The following is a 26,320-nucleotide window of genomic DNA, read 5'->3' on the forward strand; positions in this document are numbered from 1 at the left end:
GACTTCCGGAGAGCAGCGCAACCGCTACGCTGAGTGACGAGTCTCTGCAAGCGGAGGGTGACGGCGATGCGAACGACAGGAGCGGCTCGGGCGCCGTTTCGACGGACGAAAACGCGTCCGGACATGCGACGACCCCCGCCGGGGGGGAGAGCGGGGGTCGTCTCTCCGGCCGACTCGGGGGGGGAGGAGCCGGACCGGGTTAGCACGGTCGCGAACGATCCGTGACTTCCATGGTGTACCCGAGAGCCTTCTCAGGCAAACCCACGCGCCCCAGCGTACGCCGAATGGCGGGCACCTATGCTCGAGCTCGTGGAAAACCACTCGTTGCCGCGCACAGCTGCCTTCTTTGACCTGGACAAGACGGTCATTGCGAAGTCCTCGACGCTGACCTTCAGCAAGTCCTTCTACCAAGGCGGGCTGATCAACCGCCGCGCCGTCCTGCGGACGGCCTACATCCAGTTCGTCTTCCTCGTGGGCGGTGCCGACCACGACCAGATGGAGCGGATGCGCGAGTACCTCTCAGCGCTCTGCAAAGGCTGGAACGTGCAGCAGGTCAAGGATCTCGTGGCCGAGACCCTGCATGATCTGATCGACCCGATCATCTACGACGAGGCGGCGTCCCTCATCGAGGAACACCACGCCGCCGGACGTGACGTCGTGATCGTCTCCACCTCCGGCGCCGAGGTCGTCGAGCCGATCGGCGAGCTGCTCGGCGCCGATCGCGTGGTCGCCACGCGCATGGTGGTCGGCGACGACGGCTGCTTCACCGGGGAGGTGGAGTACTACGCCTACGGGCCCACCAAGGCCGCGGCCATCCGCGAGCTGGCCGAGTCCGAGGGATACGACCTGGCCCGCTGTTACGCGTACAGCGACTCGGCCACCGATGTACCCATGCTGGAGTCGGTGGGCCACCCCTACGCGGTCAACCCTGACCGTGCGCTGCGCCGGGAGGCCACCGCGCGGGATTGGCCGATTCTCGTCTTCAACCGGCCGGTCCGGCTCAAGCAGCGGATCCCCTCGTTCCGTATGCCGCCCCGGCCCGCTCTCGTCGCGGCGGCGGCCGTCGGAGCGGCCGCCGCCACCGCCGGTCTCGTCTGGTACGCCAGCCGACGGAGGAATGCGGCACTTGCCGATCGCTTTGCCCGAATTTGAACCTAAAAGTAAAGAAGCCTGGTCAGGACTTCCCCTTCCACCCCGACAGGAGTAGAAAGGAATCAACGGCCCGCGAGACCAAGGCATCCGAGAGGATTACCTGTTGAGCATGAAGGCCCCACGGACCGAGCATGGAAGCTGAGCACCCACGCGACGTCGACCCGTCGATTACGGGCCAGCCGCACCAGGCGATGGGCAAAGTCCCCGCTTGATGGGCACATATCGAGGACGCATGGTAACTCGGCGGATATGCCAGCGGCGGTACCAGATCTTGGTACCGCCGCAACCCTGTCCACAGGGATTTTTCCCGGTCAGGCAGCTCCGCGCTGAAGCGCCTCGCACACCGCCGTCGACTCCCTGACGCCCAGCTCCACCGCACGCCCGCAGTGCGCGATCCACTGCGCCATCCCCTCGGGCGCTCCGGACCGGTACCCCTCGAAGGCCGCGACGTACGCCGCACGCCCCTGCTCCGCGTGGCCCACCTCCGCCGGGCAGATCGACTTGGGGTCGAGCCCGCTGCCGATCAGCACGATGCGCTCGGCGGCCCGCGCGACCAGACCGTTGTACGAGGTGAAGGCGCGCAGGGCCAGCAGCTCGCCGTGCACCACGGCCGCCGTCACCAGCGCCGGGGCCGAGCCGCCCGCGATGATCAACTCGGAGAGACCCTCGAGCCGGCCGGCGACCTCGTCGGCGTCCGGCAGCGGGGCCTCGATCAGCGGCTCGTCGACCTTCTCGCCCGCCAGCCGGGGGCGGCCCGTCGTCGCGGCCGTGTCGCCGGCGGCGACCAAGTGCAGCCTGGCCAGTACCCGCAGCGGCGACTGCCGCCAGATCGACAGCAGCTGCCCCGCCTCGGCGCTCAGCCGCAGCGCCGCGCCGACGGTCCGCGCCTCCGGATCGCCACTGAAATCGGTGCGCCTGCGGACCTCCTCCAGAGCCCAGTCGGCACCGGACAGCGCCGCCGAGCCCCGCGCCCCCCGCAGGGCCGCCTCGGCCGTGATCTCGTTGCTGCGGCGCCGCATCACGCGGTGCCCGTACACCCGGTCGACGGCCTTGCGTACGGAGTCCACCGAATCGGCGACACCCGGCAGGGAGCCAAGGGCGGCCAGGGGGTCAGAGGCGTGCGTACTCATAAGTAGCGAGGCTACGCGCCCTCGGCCCACACCCCACCTTGGAGTGGTCTTCTTCACGCACCTTGACAACACAGTGCGATAGACCCACTACTCTAGGTGAACATGAAGATCGCTTTCGTGGGTAAGGGCGGCAGCGGCAAGACGACGCTGTCCTCGCTCTTCATCCGTCACCTCGCCGCCAACGAAGCCCATGTCGTCGCCGTGGACGCCGACATCAACCAGCATCTGGGGGCCGCGCTCGGCCTCGACGAGGCGGAGGCCGCCGCGTTGCCGGCGATGGGCGCGCATCTGTCCTTGATCAAGGAGTATCTGCGGGGCACGAACCCGCGGATCGCCTCCACCGAGACGATGATCAAGACGACGCCGCCCGGGGAGGGCTCGCGACTCCTGCGGGTCGTGGAGGACAACCCCGTCTACGACGCGTGCGCCCGGCCCGTGCGGCTGGACGACGGCGTCATCAGGCTGATGGCCACCGGGCCCTTCACCGAGTCCGACCTCGGGGTGGCCTGCTACCACTCGAAGGTCGGCGCGGTGGAACTGTGCCTGAACCACCTGGTCGACGGCGAGGACGAGTACGTCGTCGTCGACATGACGGCGGGTTCGGACTCGTTCGCCTCGGGCATGTTCACCCGCTTCGACATGACCTTCCTCGTGGCCGAGCCCACCCGCAAGGGCGTCTCCGTCTACCGCCAGTACAAGGAGTACGCACGGGACTTTGGCGTCTCTCTCAAGGTTGTCGGCAACAAGGTCCAGAGCCCGGACGACCTGGACTTCCTGTGCCAGGAGGTCGGCGACGACCTGCTGGTGACCGTGGGGCATTCGGACTGGGTGCGCGCGATGGAGAAGGGCCGTCCACAGCGGTTCGAGCTCCTGGAGGCGGACAACCGGATGGCGCTGCAGACCCTGCAGAACGCGGCGGAGGACTCGTACCAGCACCGCGACTGGGAGCGTTACACACGCCAGATGGTGCACTTCCATCTGAAGAACGCGGAGAGCTGGGGAAACGCGAAGACGGGGACCGACCTGGCCGCCCAGGTCGACCCCGCCTTCGTCCTGAGTGAAGGGCTCAGCTCTCCTCAGCCGGTGTGACCTCCTCGTCCTCCGCGTCCTCCGCGCGAGCCGGCGGACCCGCCGGAGCCTGCGGGACCGAAGGAGACGTCGTAGCCGCGGGGGACTTCGGGGCCGCACCGGACTCAGAGGCCGTGGGGGACTTGGAAGCCGCCGGAGAGTGCGGCGTGGACGGGGTGTTCAACCGCTGGGCCAGGAAGGTCGGCCAGCCGCCCGCGGGCGCCTGGCCGACCTTCAGGGTGCGGAGCTTGGCGATGACCGCCGGGTCCTGGGCGTCCAGCCAGTCGGCAAGCTGACGGAAGGACACACACCGCACCTCCTTCTGCACGCAGACCGTCGCGATCGTCTCCTCGATGGCACGCATGTATGTGCCGCCGTTCCAGGACTCGAAGTGATTGCCGATGATCAGCGGCGCGCGGTTGCCGTTGTACGAGCGCTGGAAGGCCTGCACCAGGCCGTCGCGCATCTGGTCGCCCCAGTGCTCGTGCTGCGAGGAGTCGCCCTGGGTCGTCTTGCCCGACTGGTTCACCATGAAGTTGTAGTCCATGGAGAGGGTTTCGAAGGCGCGGCCGGGGATCGGGACGAGCTGCATCGACAGGTCCCACAGGCCCTCGTCCTTCTCGGGCCAGATCTGGTCGTTCACGCCACTGGTGTCGTAGCGGAAGCCGAGCTGGCTCGCTGCCCGCACGAAGTTCTTGCGGCCCTCGAGGCAGGGCGTGCGGGCGCCGACGAGCTCCTTGTCGTAGTCGAACGGGAGCGGCTGCTCGGCGGTGAGGCCGGCGTTCGTCTTCCAGTTCTTCACGAACGACTTGGCCTGGCTGATCTCGCTCTTCCAGTCCTCGACCGACCAGTTGCCGACACCGGCCTCCTTCCCGCAGAAGTGGCCGTTGAAATGCGTGCCGATCTCGTTGCCGTCCTGCCAGGCCCCGCGCAGCTCGCGCACGGTGGCGCGGATGCCCTCGGTGTCGCCGAACCCGATCTCGGAGCTTCCCGGGGCGTGCTGCGGCGGGAGGTACAGCTTCGCCTTCTCCTCGGGCAGCAGATACACGCCGCTCAGGAAGTACGTCATCGTCGCGTTGTACTTCTTCCCCACCTTGCGGAAGTGGGAGAAGAGCTTCTGGCTGTCCTCACCGGCGCCGTCCCAGGAGAAGACCACGAACTGGGGAGGGCGCTCACCGGGCTTCAGCTTCTTGGGCACTGGCTGGTGGGGCTGGACGCCGGTGAAGGCGGTGGAGCCGTCGCCGATGAGGCGGATGGCCTTCTTCTTCGGGGCGGCGGCACCCTTCTTGGCGCCGGCCGCGCCCTTCGTCGGGGCGGTGGAGTCGTCGGAGTCGGAGCATCCGGCGAGTCCGGCAAACAGGGCCACGGCGACGGCACCCGCGGCGATCCTCTTCGTGGCGGCTGGCATCCGCCCACCTCTCCTCTGTTAACCCGATAAACGGACAGTACGAGCGGCGTCAACGTCGCATCAGGCGGCGGAGGTAGAGGCCCCGACAAGCGGCGGGAAGAGAGGTAATCACCGAAACGGGTGAACTATTGCCCTATTTGCCCGGAAATTCATGCCCGAGTCTTTACTCTGCATTACGATCCATTTACCGAGTGTTGAGAGTCGAGCTTCTGAGCGAGCTCCCGAGCACGCCTCCGAGCGAGCCGCCGAGCAAGCGCACGAGCTCCAGATCCCGCCGCTGCACGCCGTGACCCACGGCCGCGACCCCACGTTCGTCACGCACGTTCCGCGACCGCGCTGCCCCGGAGGAGACGGGAACCATGTCAGCCTGCGTCCCCACCCGCACCGACCGACCAGCCCACACCGCCCACACCGCCCCCACCACTCCCCGCTCCCGATTCCAGCGACCGCACGGGCCGCCGGCCGGCGGACGCCGGTTCCGAATCGCCGGTGCCGATGTCTCCGCCTCCATCTCCGTCTTCCTGATCGCGCTGCCGCTCTCCCTCGGCATCGCGCTCGCCACCGGAGCGCCCCTTCAGGCCGGCCTGGTGGCCGCCGCGGTCGGCGGACTCGTCGCCGGCCGGCTCGGCGGCTCCCCACTCCAGGTCAGCGGCCCCGCCGCCGGACTCACCGTGGTCACCGCCGACCTCATCCAGAAGTACGGATGGCGCACCACCTGCGCGATCACCGTCCTCGCCGGAGCCGCCCAACTCGTGCTCGCGGCCCTGCGGGTGGCCCGCTCCGCCCTCGCCGTGTCCCCCGCGATCGTGCACGGCATGGTGGCCGGCATCGGCGTCACCATCGCTCTCGCCCAGCTCCATATCGTCCTCGGCGGCACCGCACAGAGCTCGGCCGTCGAGAACGTCCGCGGCCTCCCCGCCCAGTTGGCCGACCCGCATCCGGTCGCGCTCTCCGTGAGCCTGCTGACGATCGCCGTCCTGCTGCTGTGGCCGAGGATTCCGGGGCGGATCGGCCGGGTCGTGCGGAAGGCGCCCGCGGCACTTGCCTCCGTGGCCGCGGCCACCGTGCTCGCGGCCCTCGCCGGTCTTCGGCTGCCCCGTGTCGACCTGCCCTCGTGGAGCAGTCACGCCCTGCCCGGCCTCCCCGAGGGTCCCGTCCTCGGGATCGCCGCCGCCGTCCTCACCATCACGCTCGTCACCAGCGTCCAGTCGCTCCTGTCGGCCGTCGCCGTCGACAAGCTGACGGCCGGGCGCAAGAACCCCGAAAAGGCCGTGCCCCGGTCCGAACTCGACCAGGAGCTCGCCGGGCAGGGCGCCGCCAACATCGTGTCCGGTGCGCTCGGAGGGCTGCCCGTGGCCGGTGTCGCGGTGCGCAGTGTGGCCAATGTGTCGGCGGGGGCCGTGAGCCGTCACTCCACGATGTTGCACGGCCTGTGGATCGTGCTCGCCGCCCTCTTCCTCGTACCGATCCTCGATCTGATTCCACTGGCCGCGCTCGCCGCGCTGGTGATGGTCGTCGGAATCCAGATGGTCAGCATCACCCACATCCGCAGCGTCACCCGCCACCGCGAGGTTCTGGTGTACGCGGTGACGCTGGCCGGAGTCGTATGCGCCGGGATCCTGGAGGGCGTCGCGCTCGGGATCGCCGCCGCCACGGCCGTCGCGCTGCACCGGCTGACCAGGACGCGGATCACCCGGGAGGAGCAGGACGGCACCCATGTCGTGCGGGTCCGGGGCCAGTTGACCTTTCTGGCCGTCCCCCGGCTGAGCCGGGCGCTGCACCAGATCCCTCTGGGCGCTCATGCGGTCGTCGAGTTGGACGGATCGTTCATGGACCACGCCGCCTACGAAGCCCTGCAAGACTGGCAGACGTCCCAGGTGATGCGGGGCGGCCGGGTGGAGGTGACGGGACGGTCCGGCGGGCGGATCTCGGAGCCGGCGTCCAGCGCGCACAGCTGCTGCCGACCCTGGACGCCCTGGCGCAATCATCATTGCGGCGACCACCCCTCCGAGCACCCCACCGAGCCATCCGGAAATCACCCGGTCGAACACTCCGCAGAAGCCGCCACCGGGTCTCCCGCGGAGTCCTCCGCCGAGTCCGCCGAGAGCTCCGTCGGACCATCGGCCGAGCCCCCCGTCCGGCGCCGACGCCGGGCCGGTCATCAACTGGCGAGCGGCCTCAGCTCGTTCCAGCGCAACACGGCGCCCCTGGTGCGCGACGAGCTGGCCCGGCTCGCCCGGGAAGGACAGCGGCCCTCCCAGCTCTTCCTCACCTGCGCCGACTCCCGGCTGGTCACCAGCATGATCACGTCCAGCGGTCCGGGCGACCTGTTCACCGTACGGAACGTCGGCAATCTGGTGCCGCTGCCGGGCGAGGAGAGCGGAGACGACTCGGTCGCCGCCGCGATCGAGTACGCGGTAGACGTCCTGCGAGTCGAGTCGATCACCATCTGTGGGCACTCCGGCTGCGGGGCGATGCAGGCTTTGCTCACCGGCAGTCCGGACACCCCGCAGACGCCGCTGCGGCGCTGGCTGCGCCACGGGCTGCCCAGCCTCGAGCGAATGGCGAGCCGCCGGCACGCCTGGGCCCGGATCTCCGGACGTCTGCCGGCGGACGCGGTGGAGCAGTTGTGTCTGACCAATGTGGTCCAGCAGTTGGAGCATCTGCGGGCGCATGAATCGGTGGCCCGCCGACTCGCCGAGGGCACGCTGCAACTGCACGGGATGTACTTCCATGTCGGCGAGGCCCAGGCATATCTGCTGGCGGACACGGACGAGGCCGACCGTTTCGCCGACGTCTTCGACCGGGTCGGCCCCACGTCCCAGGAAGGAGCGAGCGCCTGATTCCTCGCCGGTGGAACCGGGGGCAGCCGTGTGCGCGACGGCGGCCCCCTCGCCCCCACGTCTGAACCTTTCCGGTGCCGCGCCCGTGAGACGGTATGGCCCCTTCTTCCCGCCGCCCGGGGAGGAGGGGTCACTCACGCCCCCTCGGCCACATAGGTCTAAACCAATTTCCTGGATGCTCTTGTCACCGGGACCTCTGGCTGATGAGCTATGGCCTGGGACACATAGGCACATAGGACGCCCTGGGAAAGGGAGATGTCGTGAGCAACGAAAGCCTGGCCAACCTGCTCAAGGAGGAGCGGCGGTTCGCGCCGCCGACCGAGCTGGCCGCGAACGCCAATGTCACGGCGGAGGCGTACGAGCAGGCAGCGGCGGACAGGCTTGGCTTCTGGGCCGAGCAGGCGAAGCGGCTCTCCTGGGCCACCGAGCCGACCGAGACCCTCGACTGGTCGAACCCGCCCTTCGCGAAGTGGTTCGCCGACGGCGAGCTCAACGTCGCGTACAACTGCGTCGACCGCCATGTCGAGGCCGGCCACGGCGACCGGGTCGCCATCCACTTCGAGGGCGAGCCGGGCGACAGCCGGGCCATCACCTACGCGGAGCTGAAGGACGAGGTCTCCAGGGCGGCCCACGCGCTGACCGAGCTGGGCGTCCGCAAGGGCGACCGGGTCGCCGTCTATCTGCCGATGATCCCCGAGGCCGCCGTCGCGATGCTGGCGTGCGCCCGCATCGGAGCCGCGCACTCGGTGGTCTTCGGCGGCTTCTCGGCCGACGCCGTGGCCTCCCGCATCCAGGACGCCGACGCCAAGCTGGTCATCACCGCCGACGGCGGCTACCGGCGCGGCAAGCCGTCCGCGCTCAAGCCCGCGATCGACGAGGCCGTCGCCAAGTGCCCGCAGGTGGAGCACGTCCTGGTGGTGCGGCGCACCGGCCAGGACACCGCCTTCACCGAGGGCCGGGACGTCTGGTGGCACGAGATCGTCGCCCGTCAGTCCTCCGACCACACCCCGGAGGCGTTCGACGCCGAGCACCCGCTCTTCATCCTCTACACGTCCGGCACGACGGGTAAGCCGAAGGGCATCCTGCACACCTCCGGCGGTTACCTCACCCAGGCCGCCTACACCCACCACGCCGTCTTCGACCTCAAGCCGGAGACCGACGTCTACTGGTGCACGGCCGACATCGGCTGGGTCACCGGCCACTCGTACATCGTGTACGGACCGCTGGCCAACGGCGCGACCCAGGTCCTGTACGAGGGCACGCCGGACACCCCGCACCAGGGCCGCTTCTGGGAGATCATCCAGAAGTACGGCGTCACGATCCTCTACACGGCGCCCACCGCGATCCGGACGTTCATGAAGTGGGGCGACGACATCCCCGCCAAGTTCGACCTGAGCAGCCTGCGGGTCCTGGGCTCGGTCGGCGAGCCGATCAACCCCGAGGCCTGGATCTGGTACCGGGAGAACATCGGCGCCGGCAAGACCCCCATCGTGGACACCTGGTGGCAGACCGAGACCGGCGCGATGATGATCTCGCCGCTGCCGGGCGTCACCGAGACCAAGCCCGGCTCGGCCCAGCGCCCGCTCCCCGGCATCTCCGCGACCGTCGTCGACGACGAGGCAAGCGAAGTGCCCAACGGCGGAGGTGGCTACCTGGTCCTGACCGAGCCGTGGCCGTCGATGCTGCGCACCATCTGGGGTGACGACCAGCGGTTCATCGACACGTACTGGTCCCGCTTCCCCGGCAAGTACTTCGCCGGTGACGGCGCCAAGAGGGACGACGACGGCGACATCTGGCTGCTGGGCCGGGTCGATGACGTGATGCTGGTGTCCGGCCACAACATCTCGACCACCGAGGTCGAATCGGCGCTCGTCTCACACCCCTCCGTCGCCGAGGCGGCGGTCGTCGGCGCGGCCGACGAGACGACCGGCCAGGCCATCGTCGCCTTCGTGATCCTGCGCGGGACCGCCAGCGAGGACGAGGGACTCGTCGCGGACCTGCGCAACCACGTCGGCGCCACGCTCGGGCCGATCGCCAAGCCGAAGCGGATCCTTCCGGTGGCCGAGCTGCCGAAGACCCGGTCGGGCAAGATCATGCGGCGTCTGCTCCGCGACGTCGCGGAGAACCGCCAGCTCGGAGATGTGACGACGCTGACGGACTCGTCGGTCATGGACCTCATCCAGACGCAGCTGCCCAGCGCCTCCAGCGAGGACTGAGCCAGGCCCCGCACACGACCGGTGGGCCGGCCCTGAGACCTCGGGGCCGGCCCACCGCGCTGTGAGCCAGGGACCTGTCCGCCCGTGTCTCACCCCTGAAGATCACCGGGCAGGCATGCACGTCGTTAGGTAGGGTAAAGAAAACGTCATAGGTGCGCCGGGAAGTCTGGTCGGCAAGTGCTTCGCCCTGCCCACTCGACCCGGAGGTCTCCGCCCGTGGCCGCGCCCCGCCCCACCACCCGCACCTTCCTCGGCCGGCTCGCGCTGCCTGAGCGCAGGTACGTGGCAGAGGCGCTGCGGGCCGAGACCGTCGGCGGCGTACTCCTTCTGCTCGCGGCGATCGCCGCCCTCCTCTGGGCCAACACGCCACTCGGCGACAGCTACGAATCCGTACGCGGCTTCCACATCGGCCCCGCGTCCCTCGGACTGGACCTCTCCATCGAGCACTGGGCCGCCGACGGACTGCTCGCCGTCTTCTTCTTCGTCGCGGGTATCGAACTCAAGCGTGAACTGGTCGCCGGCGAGCTGCGCGACCCCAAGGCCGCGGCCCTGCCCGTCATCGCGGCGCTCTGCGGCATGGCCGTACCTGCCCTGGTGTACGCGCTGGTCAACGGCGTCGGCGGCGGGTCGATGGCCGGCTGGGCCGTGCCCACCGCCACCGACATCGCCTTCGCGCTCGCGGTGCTGGCCGTCATCGGCACCTCGCTGCCCTCCGCGCTGCGCGCCTTCCTGCTGACGCTCGCCGTCGTCGACGACCTCTTCGCCATCCTGATCATCGCGGTCTTCTTCACCAGCGACCTCAACTTCGGCGCGCTGGGTGGCGCCCTCGCGGGGCTCGCGCTGTTCTGGCTGCTGCTGCGCAAAGGTGTGCGTGGCTGGTACGTCTACCTGCCGCTCGCGCTCGTCATCTGGGCGCTGATGTACAACAGCGGTGTCCACGCCACCATCGCTGGTGTCGCCATGGGCCTGATGCTGCGCTGCGCCAGGCGGGACGGCGAGGCGCACTCCCCCGGCGAGCACATCGAGCACCTGGTGCGGCCGCTGTCGGCCGGGCTCGCCGTGCCGCTGTTCGCGCTGTTCTCCGCCGGTGTCTCCATCTCCGGCGGCGCGCTCAGCGATGTGTTCACCCAGCCCGAGACGCTCGGGGTGGTCCTCGGCCTGGTGGTCGGCAAGGCGGTGGGCATCTTCGGCGGTACCTGGCTGGCCGCGCGCTTCACCCGGGCGGAACTCAACGAGGACCTGGCCTGGCCCGATGTCTTCGCCGTCGCCTCGCTCGCCGGCATCGGCTTCACCGTCTCCCTGCTCATCGGCGAACTGGCCTTCAGCGGCGACCCCGTGCTCACCGACGAGGTCAAGGCGGCGGTGCTGATCGGCTCCCTCATCGCGGCGGTTCTCTCCGGCGTGCTGCTGAAGCTGCGGGTGCGGAAGTACCGCGTCCTCTTCGAGGAGGAGGAGCGCGACGAAGACCAGGACGGCATCCCCGACATCTACGAGCAGGACAACCCCGAGTACCACCTCCGGATGGCCGAGATCTACGAGAGGAAGGCCGCCGAGCACCGGCGCCGGGCCGAAGTCGCGGGGGCATCGCGCGACGACGCCGACAGTCCGGCATGATCTGAGGTTCGGACCGTAGAAGAGAAGAGGGAGCAGCGATGAGCGACCCCGGCAACGGTGTAGTGCTCGGTGCGGAGCGCAGTCTCGGCCAGCTGGTCGCCTCGGCGACAGCCGAGATGTCCGCGCTGGTGCACGACGAAATCGCCTTGGCCAAGGCCGAGCTGCGGCAGGACGTCAAGCGCGGCGCGATCGGCGGTGCGGCGCTGAGCATCGCGGGCGTGCTGGCGCTCTTCTCGCTGCCGGTGCTGAGCTTCGCGGCGGCGTACGGCATCCACAACCTGGGGCTCGGCCTCGCCTGGTCGTTCCTGATCGTGGGCGGCGCGTTCCTGGTCGTCGCGGGGCTGGCGGCGCTGCTCGCGGTGACCAAGTTCAAGAAGGTCAAGCCGCCGGAGAAGTCGATCGCCTCGGCCAAGCAGACGGCTGCCGTACTGGGGAGCGTCAAGCCGCATCCCCGTAGCGTCAGCGCGGTCAAGGACGAGGTCGTACCTGTGGCACGCTCGTCTGCATGACGGTCCCTGAAAGCGGCAACGGAAGCGCGAACGGCAGCGGTGGTCCGGTAAGGATCGATGGTCCTTGGACGCACCGGGACGTGGCGGCCAATGGTGCCCGCTTCCACATCGCCGAGATGGGCGAGGGGCCGCTGGTGTTGCTGCTGCACGGCTTCCCGCAGTTCTGGTGGACGTGGCGCCATCAGCTGCCCGCCCTCGCCGACGCCGGGTTCCGTGCCGTCGCCATGGATCTACGAGGGGTCGGCGGCAGCGACCGGACGCCCCGGGGTTACGACCCCGCCAACCTCGCGCTCGACATCACCGGGGTGGTCCGCTCCCTCGGAGAGCCGGACGCGGCGCTGGTCGGGCACGACCTGGGCGGCTACCTGGCGTGGACGGCGGCAGTGATGCGGCCCAAGCTGGTGCGCAGGCTGGCGGTCTCGTCGATGCCGCACCCTCGGCGGTGGCGCTCGGCGATGCTCTCGGACTTCTCGCAGACCCGCGCGGGTTCGTACGTGTGGGGTTTCCAGCGGCCGTGGCTGCCGGAGCGTCAGCTGGTGGCCCACGACGCCGAGCTGGTGGGCAGGTTGATCCGCGACTGGTCCGGGCCGGGGCTGCCGGACGAGGATGCGGTCGAGATGTACCGGCGCGCGATGACCATTCCGTCGACGGCCCATTGCTCGATCGAGCCGTACCGGTGGATGGTGCGGTCGCTGGCGCGGCCGGACGGCATTCAGTTCAACCGGCGGATGAAGCGGCCGGTACGGGTGCCGACGCTGCATCTGCACGGCTCCCTCGACCCGGCGATGCGGACCCGGAGCGCGGCGGGTTCGGGTGAGTACGTGGAGGCGCCGTACCGCTGGCGGCTCTTCGACGGCCTGGGCCATTTTCCGCACGAGGAGGACCCGCAGGCGTTCTCTTCCGAACTCATCAACTGGCTCAAGGACCCCGAGCCCGACCGGTGAGTCACTGGTGACTCACCGGTGACCACGGGAAACAGCCGTGAACGCTTGTCCTACGAACAGCCAAATGCCTGGCGCATAGGCCAATTGGCCGCCCCGGGGGCGGTTACCGACCTTGGGGCCCGGGCAGACGTCGAGGTATGGGCTGGACGCACGACTACGGTGACGCAGCACGCAACCGACGCTCGGCCACGCGGCCGGTGAGCTATGAGAGGGGTGGCCCGCAGGACCCGGGCCACTCGCATCCCGGTGAGGGCATCGGGATTTCACGGATCCTGCGGCGCCGGGCCCGGTGGGTCTCCGCGCGGCTTCGGCATACCCGCGACTGACCGGCCGCGGCGGCGACGCCGCCGGGTCCACCGACGTCACCCCCGGGCCACTCGTCCGGCCTACAGAGCGCATCCCTGGCTGTCGACCTGCTGGTTGGCCGTGCTGCCCCGGGTGATGTCGTCGCGGATCTCGTCCGCCGTCAGCGCGTAGCCGGTGTTCACGTCGTCCAGCGAGCGGGCGAAGATCACGCCGTAGACCCTGCCGTCCGGGGTGAGCAGTGGGCCACCCGAGTTGCCCTGACGGACGGTCGCGAACAGCGAGTACACATCGCGACGGACCTCACCGCGGTGGTAGATGTCGGGGCCGTTGGCGTTGATCCGGCCGCGGACGCGGGCGGAGCGCACGTCGTAGCCGCCGTTCTCCGGGAAGCCGGCGACGATCGCGCTGTCGCCGCTGCGGGCGTCCTCGTCGGTGAAGCGGAGCGGGGTCGCGTCCAGGTCGGGTACGTCCAGGACGGCGATGTCGCGCTGCCAGTCGTAGAGGACGACCTTCGCGTCGTACAGCCTGCCCTCACCGCCTATCTGGACGGTCGGCTCGTCGACGCCGCCGACGACATGGGCGTTGGTCATGACCCTGCGCTCGGCGAAGACGAAGCCGGTGCCTTCGAGGACCTTGCCGCAGCCCGGGGCCGTGCCGACGACCTTGACGATGGAACGCTGGGCGCGGGCCGCCACCGGGCTGTTGGCCAGGGCCGGATCGGGGGCGCGTACCTCGGTGATGGGTTCGTTGGCGAACGGGCTGAAGACCTGCGGGAAGCCGTTCTGCGCGAGCACCGAGGAGAAGTCGCTGAACCAGGTGGACGCCTGATCGGGCATCACCCGCGAGACACCGAGCAGCACCTTGGAGCTGCGGACTTCCTTGCCCAGCGTGGGCAGTGACGTTCCGGCGAGGGCCGTGCCGATGAGCCAGGCGACCAGCAGCATCGCGACGACGTTGACCAGCGCGCCGCCGGTCGCGTCCAGCGCGCGCGCCGGTGACCAGGTGATATGTCGCCGCAGCCGGTTTCCGAGGTGGGTGGTGAAGGCCTGGCCGATCGAGGCGCACACGATCACGATGACGACGGCGACGATCGCCCATGTCGTCGAGACCTGACCCTCGTCCGTCAGCTGATCCCAGATGAGGGGGAGCAGGTAGACCGCGACGAGGCCGCCACCGAGGAAACCGATCACCGACAGGATGCCGACGACGAAGCCCTGGCGATAACCGACGATCGCGAACCAGACGGCGGCGACCAGCAACAGGATGTCCAGCACGTTCACCGTCAATAGCCTCGCAGATTCGTCTTCGGTCGCCGGGGTCAGCCTGTCATGCGCGCCAGTCGAGCGGGACCTGCTTGGTCCGGTCCCATGGCTTTTCCCAGCCGGCGAAGTGCAGGATGCGGTCGATGACACCGGCCGTGAAACCCCAGACCAGGGCCGATTCGACAAGGAACGCGGGGCCTTTGTGGCCGCTCGGGTGGACGGTGGTCGCACGGTTCGCCGGGTCCGTGAGATCCGCCACGGGGACGGTGAAGACCCGGGCGGTCTCTCCCGGGTCGACGACACCGACCGGGGTCGGACGGTGCCACCAACCCAGTACGGGCGTGACGACGAACTCGCTCACCGGGATGTAGAGCCGGGGCAGAACCGCGAAGATCTGGACCCCGGACGGGTCGAGTCCGGTCTCCTCCTCGGCCTCGCGCAGCGCGGCCCGCAGCGGGCCCTCGGCGCGCGGGTCGCCGTCCTCGGGGTCGAGGGCGCCGCCCGGGAAGGACGGCTGTCCGGCGTGCGAGCGCAGGGTGCCGGAGCGCTCCATGAGGAGCAGCTCGGGGCCGCGCTCACCCTCGCCGAAGAGGATCAGTACGGCGGACTGGCGGCCGTGGCCGCTCTCGGGCGGCAGGAAGCGGCTGAGCTGCTCGGGCGCGATGGTGCGCGCGGCCCGAGCCACATCGGCCAGCCAGCCCGGCAGGCCCTCGTCGGTCACGGTGACCGGTACGGCGTGGCCGGCTGCCTGGTCGTAGGTGTTCTCTGTAGCGCGCGTCATAGGCACCCCGTGTTTCACAACGCGGACGGACGATCGTTTCGTTCCCTCATCGCACCGCTCACCCCTCGCCGAGCGGCGGGGCCGGGGCGCCGGGATAGTCCGGTGGCGGGGAGAGCCGCTGCCCCGGCCGGCCGCCCTTCTCGTACTTGAGGAGCTTCTTCGCCTTCTCCGGGTCGGTCTCGCCCTCGCCGTACGAAGGACACAGCTCGGCGATCGGGCAGGCGCCGCACGCCGGCCTGCGGGAGTGGCAGATGCGGCGGCCGTGGAAGATGACCCGGTGGGAGAGCATCGTCCACTCCGACTTGGGGAAGATCGCGCAGATCTCCGCCTCGACCTTCTCCGGGTCCTCCTGCTCGGTGAGCTTCCAGCGCCGCACCAGCCGCCCGAAGTGGGTGTCGACGGTGACGCCGGGGACTCCGAAGGCATTGCCGAGGACCACGTGGGCTGTCTTGCGGCCGACTCCCGGCAGCGTGACGAGGTCCTCCAGGCGGCCGGGGACCTCACCGCCGAAGTTGTCCCTGAGGGCGGCGGAGAGGCCCATCAGCGCCTTCGCCTTGGCGCGGAAGAAGCCGGTCGGGCGGATGAGCTCCTCCAGCTCCTCCGGGACCGCCGACGCCATGTCCTCCGGTGTCGGATAGGCGGCGAAGAGCGCGGGGGTGGTCTGGTTGACCCTGAGGTCGGTCGTCTGGGCCGAGAGGACCGTCGCGACGAGCAGCTCGAAGGGATTCCGGAAGTCCAGCTCGGGGTGGGCGTAGGGATAGACCTCAGCCAGCTCACGGTTGATCCGGCGGGCGCGGCGGACCATCGCGAGGCGGGATTCCGCTTTGGCGGGCCGGGCGGACTTCGGGGTCTTCACGGGTGCCTTCGCCGACGCCTTCGCGGGTGCCTTCGCGACCCCGTTCACCGTCACTTCTGCGGGGCCTTTTGTCGCTTTTGCGGCTTTCTCGGGCCTCGCCGACGACTGTTCGCCCACAGCAGAATCACGCGTTCCGGACACGCTCCCGCCCCCCTTGGCCTGCGCTCTCACCGGCGAATTGGACACCCGGCCAGCCTAAGCCTCACCACTGACATGCGCCCCGGGCACCGCCCAGGACGCCCCAATCGGGCCCCTGACGTACGGACACGCGTGCCAGTACGTCAAACTTGTTGTGATTGATCGCACCACTTTTTACCTGCCCGGGGGTCCGGGGGGTCGTCTCCCCGGGATAAAACTGCACCGTCCGGCATGATGGGACACCTGTCCCTGAGCAGGTCGACAAGGAGAGAACTCGTGGACGACGTTCTGCGGCGCGCCCCGCTCTTCGCGGCGCTCGATGACGAGCAGGCCGCGGAGCTGCGCGCCTCGATGAGTGAAGCGACGCTCGCCCGTGGCGACGCGCTCTTCCACGAGGGCGACCCCGGCGACCGTCTGTACGTGGTCACCGAAGGCAAGGTGAAGCTCCACCGCACCTCGCCCGACGGCCGCGAGAACATGCTGGCCGTCCTCGGCCCCGGTGAGCTGATCGGCGAGCTGTCCCTCTTCGACCCGGGCCCGCGCACCGCCACGGCGACCGCGCTGACCGAGGTCAAGCTGCTCGGCCTCGGCCACGGCGACCTCCAGCCCTGGCTGAACGTGCGCCCCGAGGTGGCCACCGCCCTCCTGCGCGCGGTCGCCCGCCGACTGCGCAGGACCAACGACCAGATGTCCGACCTGGTCTTCTCCGACGTCCCGGGCCGTGTGGCCCGTGCGCTCCTCGACCTCTCGCGCCGCTTCGGTGTGCAGTCGGAGGAGGGCATCCACGTCGTCCACGACCTCACCCAGGAAGAGCTGGCCCAGCTGGTCGGCGCCTCCCGCGAGACGGTCAACAAGGCCCTCGCCGACTTCGCCCAGCGCGGCTGGCTGCGGCTGGAGGCGCGCGCGGTGATCCTCCTGGACGTCGAGCGGCTCGCGAAGCGTTCGCGCTAGTACGCCTGGTACGCCTGTACGCGAAGGGCCGCCCCGGATCCGTCCGGGGCGGCCCTTCTGTGCGTACGGGGTTACCAGCGCGCGCGTACGGGGCTACCAGCGCGCGTACGGGCTACTTCTTCGTGCCGTCCACGATCAGCGGGTTGCCGCTGCCGCCGCCGCAGGGCACCGCGTACACGGGGTTCTTGGCCGCCGCCTCCTTGTACGCGTCGATGCACTGGTTCATCAGGACCTTGTCGGTCAGAGAGGCGTTGAGGATCCGGTTCGCCTGCGCGATGCCCTCGGCCTCGATCTTGCGGCGGTCGGCCTCGGCCTTCGCCGTACGGGCCGCCTCGGTGGCCCGCTCGGTGGCCTGCTGCTGCTGGATCTTCCGGTCGATCTGGTCCTGCAGCCGGTCGGACGGCTTCACATTGCGCAGGTTGACCGTGGTGACGTCGATGCCGCGGGGCGCCAGGCGGTTCTTGATGAGGGTGCCGATCTCGGCGTTGATCTTCTCGCGGGCGGAGGCGTAGCCCTCCTCGCTGGTGTAGCGGGCGAAGACATTGCGGATGATCTCGCGGCTGTCCGGGAAGACCAGCCGCTGCTGGATCGCGTCCTCACTGCCGGCGAGCTTGTACAGGTCGACGGCCTTCGTGGGGGCCACCGCCCACTTCACGGTCGCCTCCACGTACATCACACCGCCCTGCGAGGAACGCACCTCGACCACGTCCTTGTCGGACAGGTTGAGGTCCACCGGGCGCGTGGAGAACGTCGTGATGGTGGTGAACGGCGACGTGAGGTGCATCCCCGAGGTCATCGGCGAGCCGACCCTGCCGAAGGCGACGGGGACGCCGACTTCGTAAGCGCTGATGACCGTCAGCACGCTGGCCAGACCGGAGAACAGGGCGGCGATCAGGGCGCCGAGCGCGCCGAGCTTCAGGCCGCGCCGGTCACCGCCTCGCCCGACGAAGAACAGCACCGCCGCGGCGATGACGAGCACGATGGACAGGACGAACACGGTATTCCCCCCACAGGAAAGACAGCCAGAAGTAAGCGGAGCGTAAGGCATGGGCCAGCGCCCCTCGCACCCGGCCGTACGAGGCCGTGCTCGCGCTACACCAGGCCGTGCTCTTGGAGGTACTCCAGCTGTGCCCGCACCGACAGCTCCGCCGCGGGCCACAGCGAGCGGTCCACGTCGGCGTACACATGGGCCACCACGTCCGACGGGGTCACATGGCCGTTCTCGACCGCCGTCTCCACCTGCGCCAGCCGGTGGGCCCGGTGGGCCAGATAGAACTCGACCGCGCCCTGGGCGTCCTCCAGGACCGGGCCGTGGCCTGGGAGGACCGTATGGACACCGTCGTCCACGGTGAGGGACCGCAGCCGGCGCAGGGAGTCGAGATAGTCGCCGAGACGGCCGTCGGGGTGGGCCACCATCGTGGTCCCGCGCCCCAGGACCGTGTCCCCCGTCAGCACCGCCCGGTCGGCGGGCAGATGGAAGCAGAGCGAGTCCGAGGTGTGGCCGGGCGTCGGGACGACCCGTACTTCGAGCCCACCGAGCGCGATCACATCGCCCGCGGCGAGCCCCTCGTCACCGAGGCGCAAAGCCGGGTCCAGGGCACGGACATGAGTACGGGTCAGCTCCGCGAAGCGGCCCGCGCCCTCGGCGTGGTCGGGGTGGCCGTGGGTGAGCAGCGTCAACGCCACCCGCTTGCCGAGCTTCTCCGCCGTCGCGATCACACGGTGGAGATGGGCGTCGTCCAGCGGACCCGGGTCGATGACGACGGCCAGCTCCGAGTCCGGCTCGGAGAGGAGCCAGGTGTTGGTGCCGTCGAGGGTCATCGCGGACGGGTTCGGCGCGAGGACGTTCACCGCGCGGGCGGTGGCCGGGCCGTCGAGGACCCCGCCCCTCGGCTGCCCCGGCAGGGCTGCGGCGTCGGTCATCGTGTCGCCCCTCCTGTCTCGTGGTCCGTCGGGATGTGCTTGGTGAACTCGTCGTGCCCCGGCCAGCTCAGTACCACCTTGTCGCCCTCCAGGCGCGCCTGCGCGAGGACCGGCGCGAGATCCTGGCTCCGCGCCCCCGCCAGCGCCTGCGCCGCCGTCGCGTACGGCTCGAGCGAGCGCAGGGTGGCGATCGTCGGAGGCATCATCAGCAACTCGCCGCGGTCGTAGCCGGCGGCGGCGTCCGCCGGGCGGATCCACACCGTGCGGTCGGCCTCCGTGGAGGCGTTCCTGGTCCGCTGCCCGGCCGGGAGCGCGGCCACGAAGAACCACGTGTCATAGCGCCGGGGCTCGAACTCGGGGGTGATCCAGCGGGCCCACGCGCCCAGCAGATCCGAGCGCAGAACCAGGCCCCTGCGGTCCAGGAAGTCGGCGAAGGAGAGGTCCCGGGCGACCAGCGCCTCGCGGTCGGCCTCCCAGTCCTCGCCGGTCGTGTCGCTCACCACCGAGACGGGGGTCTCCCCGGCGAGCAGGACGCCGGCCTCCTCGTACGTCTCCCGGACGGCCGCGCAGACGATCGCCTGGGCCTCGGCCGGGTCGGGTACGCCGAGACGCGCCGCCCAGTCGGCCAGCGAGGGTCCCGCCCACCGCACGGGGTGCTCATCGCGCGGGTCCACACCGCCACCCGGATAGGCGTAGGCGCCTCCGGCGAAGGCCATGGATGCGCGCCGGCGCAGCATGTGCACGGCCGGCCCCTCGGCTCCGTCGCGCAGCAGCAGCACGGTCGCGGCCCGTCTGGGCGCGGCGGCCGTCAGCTCACCGCCGGCGAGGGCGCGGATGCGGTCGGGCCATTCCGGGGGGTACCACTGACCATTGGACATGGCCGGATGCTATGCGCATCCATCCGGATGTTCGAGAGGTCGTCACGGCCTGTTCGGTGCCGCGTACACGATGTCGCGCCGCGGTGCGCGAACGGCCCCGCGCCCACCGCTCGTGCGGCGGCCCGGGGCCGTACGAAAAGGCTCTTGGATCTCTGCTCGCCGGGAATCCACAGGGGACCCGCCGCCGGTCAGGCGTGGTCGAGCTCCACCTGGATCTCGACCTCGACCGGCGCGTCCAGCGGAAGCACCGCGACACCCACGGCGCTCCGCGCGTGGACGCCCTTGTCACCGAGCACCGCGCCGAGCAGCTCGCTCGCGCCGTTGATGACGCCCGGCTGACCCGTGAAGTCCGAGGCGGAGGCGACGAACCCGACGACCTTGACGACGCGCTTGACGCGGTCCAGGTCGCCGGCGACCGACTTCACGGCCGCCAGAGCGTTCAGCGCGCAGGTGCGCGCCAGCTCCTTGGCCTCCTCCGCGGTGACCTCGCCACCGACCTTGCCGGTGACCGGAAGCTTGCCCTCCACCATCGGGAGCTGGCCCGAGGTGTAGACGTACACACCGGACTGCACGGCCGGCTGGTACGCGGCCAGCGGCGGCACGACCTCCGGCAGGGTCAGACCCAGCTCGGCCAGCTTGGCCTCCACGGCGCTCACGAGGCGCGCTCGCGCTTCAGGTAGGCCACCAGCTGCTCGGGGTTGTTCGGTCCGGGAACGACCTGGACGAGCTCCCACCCGTCCTCGCCCCAGGTGTCCAGAATCTGCTTCGTCGCGTGCACGAGAAGGGGCACGGTCGCGTATTCCCACTTGGTCATGGAGCCGACTGTATCCGCTGCCACGGACGGCTTCCCGCACAGGCGCCGCCCTCGCCGAATCCGACCCGGGGACGTCTAGCCCCCGCCCTCACTGGTTAGGCTCCAAGGCGTGAGCAGGCTCCAGGTCGTCAGCGGCAAGGGCGGTACCGGTAAGACGACGGTCGCCGCCGCCCTCGCGCTCGCCCTCGCGACCGAGGGCAAGCGGACTCTCCTCGTGGAGGTCGAGGGCAGACAGGGCATCGCACAGCTCTTCGAGACGGAGGCGCTGCCCTACGAGGAACGCAAGATCGCCGTCGCGCCGGGCGGCGGCGAGGTGTACGCGCTGGCGATCGACGCCGAGCGCGCGCTCCTCGACTACCTCCAGATGTTCTACAAACTCGGCGGCGCGGGCCGGGCACTGAAGAAGCTCGGCGCCATCGACTTCGCGACCACCATCGCGCCCGGTGTACGGGACGTCCTGCTGACCGGCAAGGCGTGCGAGGCGGTCCGCCGGCGCGAGAAGCAGGGCGGCTACACCTACGACCACGTCGTCATGGACGCGCCGCCGACCGGCCGCGTCACCCGCTTCCTCAACGTGAACGACGAGGTCGCCGGGCTCGCGCGCATCGGCCCGATACACAATCAGGCCCAGGCCGTCATGCGGGTCCTCAAGTCCCCCGAGACGGCCGTGCACCTGGTGACCCTCCTGGAGGAGATGCCGGTCCAGGAGACCGCCGACGGGATCGCGGAGCTGCAGGACGCCGATCTGCCGGTCGGTCAGGTCATCGTGAACATGGTCCGGCCGCATGTCCTCGACGAGGAGGCCGTACGGGCCGCCGACGGCGACCACCGGGCCGGCATCGCGCGGACGCTCGCCGCGGCCGGTGTCGCCGGCGCCACGAACCTCGTCGCCCCGCTCCTCCAGCAGGCCGCCGAGCACGCCCAGCGGGTGGAGCTGGAGCGGGAACAGCGCGCGGTCCTGGAGAAGCTGAAGGTGCCGCTGTGCGAACTGCCCTTCCTGGGGGAGGGCGCGGACATCGCCGGCCTCTACCGGCTGGCCAAGGAACTACGGAAGCTCGGGGTGGGCGCGTGACGCTGGAGACGGCAGATGTTCCCGGTCTGACCGGGGCTCCCGGCCTGGAGGTCGATCCCCTGATCGACGACCCCGGTACCCGGATCATCGTCTGCTGCGGCGCGGGCGGTGTCGGCAAGACCACGACGGCGGCGGCCCTCGGCGTGCGGGCGGCGGAGCGCGGCCGGAAGGTCGTGGTCCTCACCATCGACCCGGCCCGCAGGCTCGCCCAGTCGATGGGCATCGACTCGCTCGACAATGTGCCGCGCGAGGTCCAGGGCGTGGACGGCGAGGGCCGGCTGCACGCCATGATGCTCGACATGAAGCGGACCTTCGACGAGATCGTCGAGGCCCACGCGGACCCCGACCGGGCCCGCGCGATCCTGGAGAACCCCTTCTACCAGTCCCTGTCGGCCGGCTTCGCGGGCACGCAGGAGTACATGGCGATGGAGAAGCTGGGGCAGCTGCGGGCGCGCGAGGAGTGGGACCTGATCGTGGTCGACACTCCCCCGTCGCGCTCGGCGCTGGACTTCCTCGACGCGCCGAAGCGGCTGGGGTCGTTCCTGGACGGGAAGTTCATCAAGCTGCTGATGGCCCCGGCGAAGATGGGCGGCCGGGCGGGGATGAAGTTCCTGAATGTCGGCATGTCGATGATGACCGGGACCCTGGGGAAGCTGCTCGGCGGTCAGCTGCTGCGCGACGTGCAGACCTTCGTGGGCGCGATGGACACGATGTTCGGCGGCTTCCGGACCCGGGCGGACGCCACGTACCGGCTGTTGCAGGCGCCGGGGACGGCGTTCCTGGTGGTGGCGGCGCCGGAGCGGGACGCACTGCGGGAGGCGGCGTACTTCGTGGAGCGCCTGGCGGCGGAGGACATGCCGCTGGCCGGTCTGGTGCTCAACCGGGTGCATGGCAGCGGCGCCGCCCGGCTGTCGGCCGAGCGGGCACGTGCCGCCGCGGAAAATCTTGAGGAAAGCCGCATTGTGGATCAGGAGGCCGGGAAGGCTGCTGGGCGTGGCTCCAGGGCCACCTCTCCCGAGCCCGAGCCCAAGTCCGGCAAGACTGACGCACAGCCCGCCCCCACCGACTCACGGGCTGCCGAAGGTGACTCACAGGCTGCCGATCCTGACGTACGTCCTGAGTTCGAGCCCGCGGTACCGCTGGAACCGGAAACGGGTGAGCCGCACACCGGTGAGCCACACACGGTGGAGCAGCTGACCGCGGGTCTGCTTCGCCTGCATGCCGAGCGGATGCAGGTGCTCGCGCGTGAACAGCGAACGCGCGACCGCTTCACCGCGCTCCACCCCGAGGTTCCGGTGGCGGAAGTGCCCGCCCTGCCCGGAGACGTACACGACCTCGCAGGGCTTCGGGCCATCGGTGATCGGCTCGCGACCGGTGGGTCGTCTCCGGTCGGAGCTGCGTAGAAGGTCACGGGCCGTGGAAGGTGACGGGGCGTGAGGGGCGCCGGGAGGATCCCGAGCGCTAACCCACCGCCGCGAACGCCTCGTACGTCTCGTCGTCCTCCATGGCCACGGGCAGCAGGCCCGCACCGCGCTCGTACTCCGTACGCGCGGTCTCCAGCAGCCGTCGCCACGAGGTGACGGTCGGCCGCCGGCGCAGCAGTGCCCGGCGCTCGCGCTCCGTCATGCCGCCCCACACGCCGAATTCGACGCGGTTGTCCAGCGCGTCGGCCAGGCATTCGGTCCGCACCGGGCATCCGGTGCACACCGCCTTGGCCCTGTTCTGCGCTGCTCCTTGTACGAACAGTTCATCCGGATCGGTAGTGCGGCAGGCTGCCTGCGCACTCCAGTCGGTTACCCAGCCCATCACGGCGCCGTCCTCTCCCGAATCGAGGCTCCCCCACGGCGGTAGCGGCATATTCACCGCTGCCAGTTGAGGACGTTACGGAAGGTGGGCACAGCGCAACACCCCCTTCGGGCCCAATCTTGAATGGCCCGAACGGACTATGCGTACGCGGCAGATCACCCAGGGGAGTGACCGAAGGACATGCCCGACCATTCGGGCAAACCGGTGCATTTCAGTTGAGTCACAACGGGCTTCGGATGACGCATGAGACGCAATCGGACATGACGTCACACGCTTCGGGTGCGCGGAGAGTCATACCGATGTCACACCGGGGCCTTGATACGGATCCACACTGCTGTGACAGTTGAGAGCAGCTTAGGCCAAGGCATATACGCGTGTCCGGCGAATGAGAACGTAGGCTGCCCCCATGGCAAAGAAGCGCTCGGGCGGAGGCCTGACCGGGGCCCAGCAGGCCGCAAAGTTCCTCGGCGTCAGCGTGCTCTCAGGAGCCGTCCTGGCGGGCATCGCGCTGCCCGCCGCGGGAGCGCTGGGACTCGGCGCCAAGGGAACGGTCGAGGGATTCGACGAGATCCCCGCCAATCTGAAGACGCCCCCGCTCAGTCAGCGCACCACGATCCTCGACGCGCAGGGCGGCCACATCGCCACGGTCTACTCGCGCGACCGGACCGTCGTCCCGCTCGAGAAGATCTCGCCCTACATGCAGAAGGCGATCGTCGCGATCGAGGACTCGCGCTTCTACGAGCACGGGGCGATCGACCTCAAGGGCGTGCTGCGCGCGATCAACCGCAACGCGCAGTCGGGTGGAGTCGCCCAGGGCGCCTCGACCCTCACCCAGCAGTACGTGAAGAACGTCTTCGTCGAGGAGGCCGGCGACGACCCCGACAAGGTCGCGCAGGCCACCCAGCAGACCATCGGCCGCAAGGTTCGCGAGCTCAAGTACGCGATCCAGGTCGAGGAGGAGCTGGGGAAGAAGAAGATCCTCGAGAACTACCTCAACATCACGTTCTTCGGGCAGCAGGCCTACGGCATCGAGTCGGCGGCCCAGCGCTACTTCTCCAAGCCCGCCAAGGACCTGAAGCTGGAGGAGGCGGCGCTGCTGGCCGGCATCGTCCAGTCGCCGAGCCGCTACGACCCCGTCAATGACGCGCAGGAGGCGACCCGGCGCCGCAATGTCGTCCTGCAGCGCATGGCCGACGTGAAGGACATCACCCAGGCGGAGGCCGACCGGGCCAAGGCGACCCCCATCACGCTCAGGGTCAGCAAGCCGAAGAACGGCTGCATCACGGCCACGAACGGCGCCGGGTTCTTCTGCGACTACGTCAAGCAGGTGTTCCTCACCGACCCGGTCTTCGGGAAGAGCCGGGAAGAGCGTGCCAAGGTCTGGAACCGCGGCGGCCTGGTGATCAAGACAACGCTCGACCCGCAGGCGCAGGCGTCGGCACAGCAGTCGCTCAAGGACCACGTCGACCAGGAAGACACGGTCGCGGCCGCCGTGACCATGATCCAGCCCGGCACGGGCAAGATCCAGGCGATGGGCCAGTCCAAGCCGTACGGCTTCGGCGACCACGAGACCACCATCAACTACTCCGTCAACAAGCGGATGGGCGGCTCGAACTTCGGCTTCCCGGTCGGATCGACGTTCAAGCCGTTCGTGGCCGCGGCTGCCATCGAGCAGGGCAGGCCGCCGACCCAGCAGTACTCGGCGCCGTACGAGATGCCGTACCCGGCGTCGATCGCGACGTGCAGCGGGAAGCCGTGGGTCAACACCAGCGGGTTCCGGCTGGAGAACGAGAACCCGAGCGAGGTCGGTCCGTACGCGCTGAAGGACGCGATGGCCAAGTCGGTCAACACGTACTTCGTGCAGATGATCGAGGACATCGGACTGTGCCCGGTCGTCGAGATGACGGACAAGCTGGGCGTCGTGCAGGGCAACGGCACGAAGCTGCCGGTGTCGCCGTCGCCGCTGACGCTGGGCTCCACGGGTATCTCGCCGCTGACGATGGCGACGGCGTACGCGACGTTCGCCAACCGGGGCACGTACTGCACGCCCACCGCCATCGAGTCGATCAGGACGCCGGACGGCAAGAACCTCGACGTCCCGGAGACGAGCTGCAGCAAGGCGATGAACGAGGGGACCGCGGACACGATCAACTCGCTGCTGAGCGGAGTGGTCGACTCCGGCACGGGCCAGGAGGCCGGCCTGCAGGACCGCGACAACGCCGGTAAGACCGGTACGACGGACGAGCGGAAGAACGCCTGGTTCGTCGGCTACACGCCGAACCTGTCGGGCGCCGTGTGGGTGGGCAGCGCGAGCCAGCAGGTACAGATGGAGAACATCACCATCGGCGGCGTCTACCACGACAAGGTCTTCGGCGGTAAGGTCCCCGGCCCGATCTGGAAGGGCGCGATGACCGGAGCGCTGGAGGGGCACGAGGCTCCGTCCTTCGTCCCGGTCGTCATCCCGGACGCGCCGAAGGGCAGGGACAAGGGCCGCGGCGACGGGAAGCCGGGCGGCAACAAGCCCGGCGGGACCGGCGGCAACGACGGAACCCCGTTCCCGGGGATCACCATCCCGCCGGACCTGATCGGCGGGGGCAACAACCGCGGGCAGGGCAATGGCGGAGGGAACGGGTGGCCGCGGCCTTGAGG

The 26,320-nt window shown here is 69.8% G+C and carries 23 protein-coding genes; 12 read left to right on the plus strand and 11 right to left on the minus strand.

What is annotated here, in order from left to right:
* Positions 1-297 precede the first annotated feature (297 nt).
* Entirely contained in the window at positions 298-1,152 is an 855-nt protein-coding gene (locus ACZ7J0_RS15575) for an HAD family hydrolase (RefSeq protein ID WP_470887591.1), read from the plus strand.
* Positions 1,153-1,463: 311 nt separating this feature from the next.
* Here ACZ7J0_RS15575 and ACZ7J0_RS15580 read toward each other — a convergent pair whose 3' ends face one another.
* A complete protein-coding gene (locus ACZ7J0_RS15580) occupies positions 1,464-2,282 on the minus strand; it encodes an oxidoreductase (RefSeq protein WP_470887593.1) in 819 nt (272 codons plus the stop codon).
* 102 nt (positions 2,283-2,384) lie between these two features.
* On the opposite strand from ACZ7J0_RS15580, the gene ACZ7J0_RS15585 reads away from it, so the two are divergent.
* Complete coding sequence (locus tag ACZ7J0_RS15585) at positions 2,385-3,371, plus strand: ATP-binding protein (RefSeq protein WP_470887595.1); 987 nt, start codon at positions 2,385-2,387, stop codon at positions 3,369-3,371.
* On the opposite strand, the gene ACZ7J0_RS15590 is transcribed toward ACZ7J0_RS15585, so the two are convergent.
* Complete coding sequence (locus ACZ7J0_RS15590; protein WP_470887597.1) at positions 3,349-4,758, minus strand: polysaccharide deacetylase family protein; 1,410 nt, start codon at positions 4,756-4,758, stop codon at positions 3,349-3,351. The two genes, ACZ7J0_RS15585 and ACZ7J0_RS15590, sit on opposite strands and share 23 nt — an antisense overlap.
* 359 nt (positions 4,759-5,117) lie before the next feature.
* Here ACZ7J0_RS15590 and ACZ7J0_RS15595 point away from each other — a divergent pair, with 359 nt between their 5' ends.
* The 6 genes from ACZ7J0_RS15595 (at position 5,118) to ACZ7J0_RS15620 (ending at position 13,210) form a co-directional block, all read left to right on the plus strand.
* On the plus strand, positions 5,118-7,601 hold the full coding sequence (locus tag ACZ7J0_RS15595; RefSeq protein WP_470887599.1) for a bifunctional SulP family inorganic anion transporter/carbonic anhydrase: 2,484 nt from the start codon (positions 5,118-5,120) through the stop codon (positions 7,599-7,601).
* Positions 7,602-7,861: 260 nt separating this feature from the next.
* Positions 7,862-9,817 carry an acetate--CoA ligase gene (gene acs / locus ACZ7J0_RS15600; protein WP_470887601.1) on the plus strand — a complete coding sequence of 652 codons (1,956 nt, stop codon included), beginning with the start codon at positions 7,862-7,864 and terminating at the stop codon, positions 9,815-9,817.
* A 216-nt stretch (positions 9,818-10,033) separates the two neighbouring features.
* Positions 10,034-11,431: a Na+/H+ antiporter NhaA gene (nhaA, locus tag ACZ7J0_RS15605; RefSeq protein WP_470887603.1), complete on the plus strand. Its 1,398-nt coding sequence runs from the start codon at positions 10,034-10,036 to the stop codon at positions 11,429-11,431.
* 38 nt (positions 11,432-11,469) lie between these two features.
* The gene (locus tag ACZ7J0_RS15610; protein WP_470887605.1) at positions 11,470-11,940 is read left to right on the plus strand and encodes a phage holin family protein; all 471 of its coding nucleotides are present in this window, start codon (positions 11,470-11,472) and stop codon (positions 11,938-11,940) included.
* Positions 11,937-12,884 carry an alpha/beta fold hydrolase gene (locus tag ACZ7J0_RS15615; RefSeq protein WP_470887607.1) on the plus strand — a complete coding sequence of 316 codons (948 nt, stop codon included), beginning with the start codon at positions 11,937-11,939 and terminating at the stop codon, positions 12,882-12,884. Before ACZ7J0_RS15610 ends, ACZ7J0_RS15615 begins: the two co-directional genes overlap by 4 nt.
* A gap of 137 nt (positions 12,885-13,021) precedes the next feature.
* Positions 13,022-13,210, plus strand: coding sequence for a hypothetical protein (locus ACZ7J0_RS15620; protein ID WP_468711502.1), 189 nt, complete (start codon positions 13,022-13,024; stop codon positions 13,208-13,210).
* 60 nt (positions 13,211-13,270) lie between these two features.
* Here the strand turns inward: ACZ7J0_RS15620 and ACZ7J0_RS15625 are convergent, their stop codons facing one another.
* From ACZ7J0_RS15625 to nth, 3 genes are read right to left on the minus strand one after another with little or no spacing between them, the layout of a single operon-like run.
* A complete protein-coding gene (locus ACZ7J0_RS15625; protein ID WP_470887609.1) occupies positions 13,271-14,470 on the minus strand; it encodes a MarP family serine protease in 1,200 nt (399 codons plus the stop codon).
* A gap of 46 nt (positions 14,471-14,516) precedes the next feature.
* Entirely contained in the window at positions 14,517-15,233 is a 717-nt protein-coding gene (locus ACZ7J0_RS15630) for an NUDIX hydrolase (RefSeq protein WP_470887611.1), read from the minus strand.
* Between the two features lie 58 nt (positions 15,234-15,291).
* Positions 15,292-16,137, minus strand: a complete 846-nt coding sequence (gene nth / locus ACZ7J0_RS15635; protein WP_470887613.1) for an endonuclease III — start codon at positions 16,135-16,137, stop codon at positions 15,292-15,294.
* 366 nt (positions 16,138-16,503) lie between these two features.
* Between nth and ACZ7J0_RS15640 the strand changes: the two genes are divergently transcribed.
* Positions 16,504-17,178, plus strand: a complete 675-nt coding sequence (locus tag ACZ7J0_RS15640; RefSeq protein ID WP_469120663.1) for a Crp/Fnr family transcriptional regulator — start codon at positions 16,504-16,506, stop codon at positions 17,176-17,178.
* A gap of 112 nt (positions 17,179-17,290) precedes the next feature.
* On the opposite strand, the gene ACZ7J0_RS15645 is transcribed toward ACZ7J0_RS15640, so the two are convergent.
* The 5 genes from ACZ7J0_RS15645 to ACZ7J0_RS15665 form a co-directional block, all read right to left on the minus strand.
* Positions 17,291-18,175 (minus strand): prohibitin family protein, encoded by an 885-nt coding sequence (locus ACZ7J0_RS15645; protein WP_470887615.1) that lies wholly within the window; start codon positions 18,173-18,175, stop codon positions 17,291-17,293.
* 95 nt (positions 18,176-18,270) lie between these two features.
* Entirely contained in the window at positions 18,271-19,101 is an 831-nt protein-coding gene (locus tag ACZ7J0_RS15650; protein ID WP_470887617.1) for an MBL fold metallo-hydrolase, read from the minus strand.
* On the minus strand, positions 19,098-19,979 hold the full coding sequence (locus ACZ7J0_RS15655; protein WP_470887619.1) for an NUDIX hydrolase: 882 nt from the start codon (positions 19,977-19,979) through the stop codon (positions 19,098-19,100). The genes ACZ7J0_RS15650 and ACZ7J0_RS15655 overlap by 4 nt, the downstream gene beginning before the upstream one ends.
* 188 nt (positions 19,980-20,167) lie before the next feature.
* Entirely contained in the window at positions 20,168-20,635 is a 468-nt protein-coding gene (locus ACZ7J0_RS15660; protein WP_470887621.1) for a RidA family protein, read from the minus strand.
* The gene (locus ACZ7J0_RS15665) at positions 20,632-20,793 is read right to left on the minus strand and encodes a DUF4177 domain-containing protein (RefSeq protein ID WP_356630092.1); all 162 of its coding nucleotides are present in this window, start codon (positions 20,791-20,793) and stop codon (positions 20,632-20,634) included. The genes ACZ7J0_RS15660 and ACZ7J0_RS15665 overlap by 4 nt, the downstream gene beginning before the upstream one ends.
* A 109-nt stretch (positions 20,794-20,902) precedes the next feature.
* Between ACZ7J0_RS15665 and bagA the strand changes: the two genes are divergently transcribed.
* A complete protein-coding gene (gene bagA, locus ACZ7J0_RS15670) occupies positions 20,903-21,865 on the plus strand; it encodes an ATPase BagA (protein WP_470887623.1) in 963 nt (320 codons plus the stop codon).
* Positions 21,862-23,268 (plus strand): ATPase BagB, encoded by a 1,407-nt coding sequence (gene bagB / locus ACZ7J0_RS15675; protein ID WP_470887625.1) that lies wholly within the window; start codon positions 21,862-21,864, stop codon positions 23,266-23,268. Before bagA ends, bagB begins: the two co-directional genes overlap by 4 nt.
* Positions 23,269-23,326: 58 nt before the next feature.
* On the opposite strand, the gene ACZ7J0_RS15680 is transcribed toward bagB, so the two are convergent.
* Positions 23,327-23,671 (minus strand): WhiB family transcriptional regulator, encoded by a 345-nt coding sequence (locus tag ACZ7J0_RS15680; RefSeq protein ID WP_019888264.1) that lies wholly within the window; start codon positions 23,669-23,671, stop codon positions 23,327-23,329.
* Positions 23,672-24,077: 406 nt separating this feature from the next.
* Between ACZ7J0_RS15680 and ACZ7J0_RS15685 the strand changes: the two genes are divergently transcribed.
* Positions 24,078-26,318, plus strand: coding sequence for a transglycosylase domain-containing protein (locus ACZ7J0_RS15685; protein ID WP_470887627.1), 2,241 nt, complete (start codon positions 24,078-24,080; stop codon positions 26,316-26,318).
* Positions 26,319-26,320: the final 2 nt, after the last annotated feature.

It is taken from the genome of Streptomyces sp. NPDC038280, assembly GCF_055600045.1.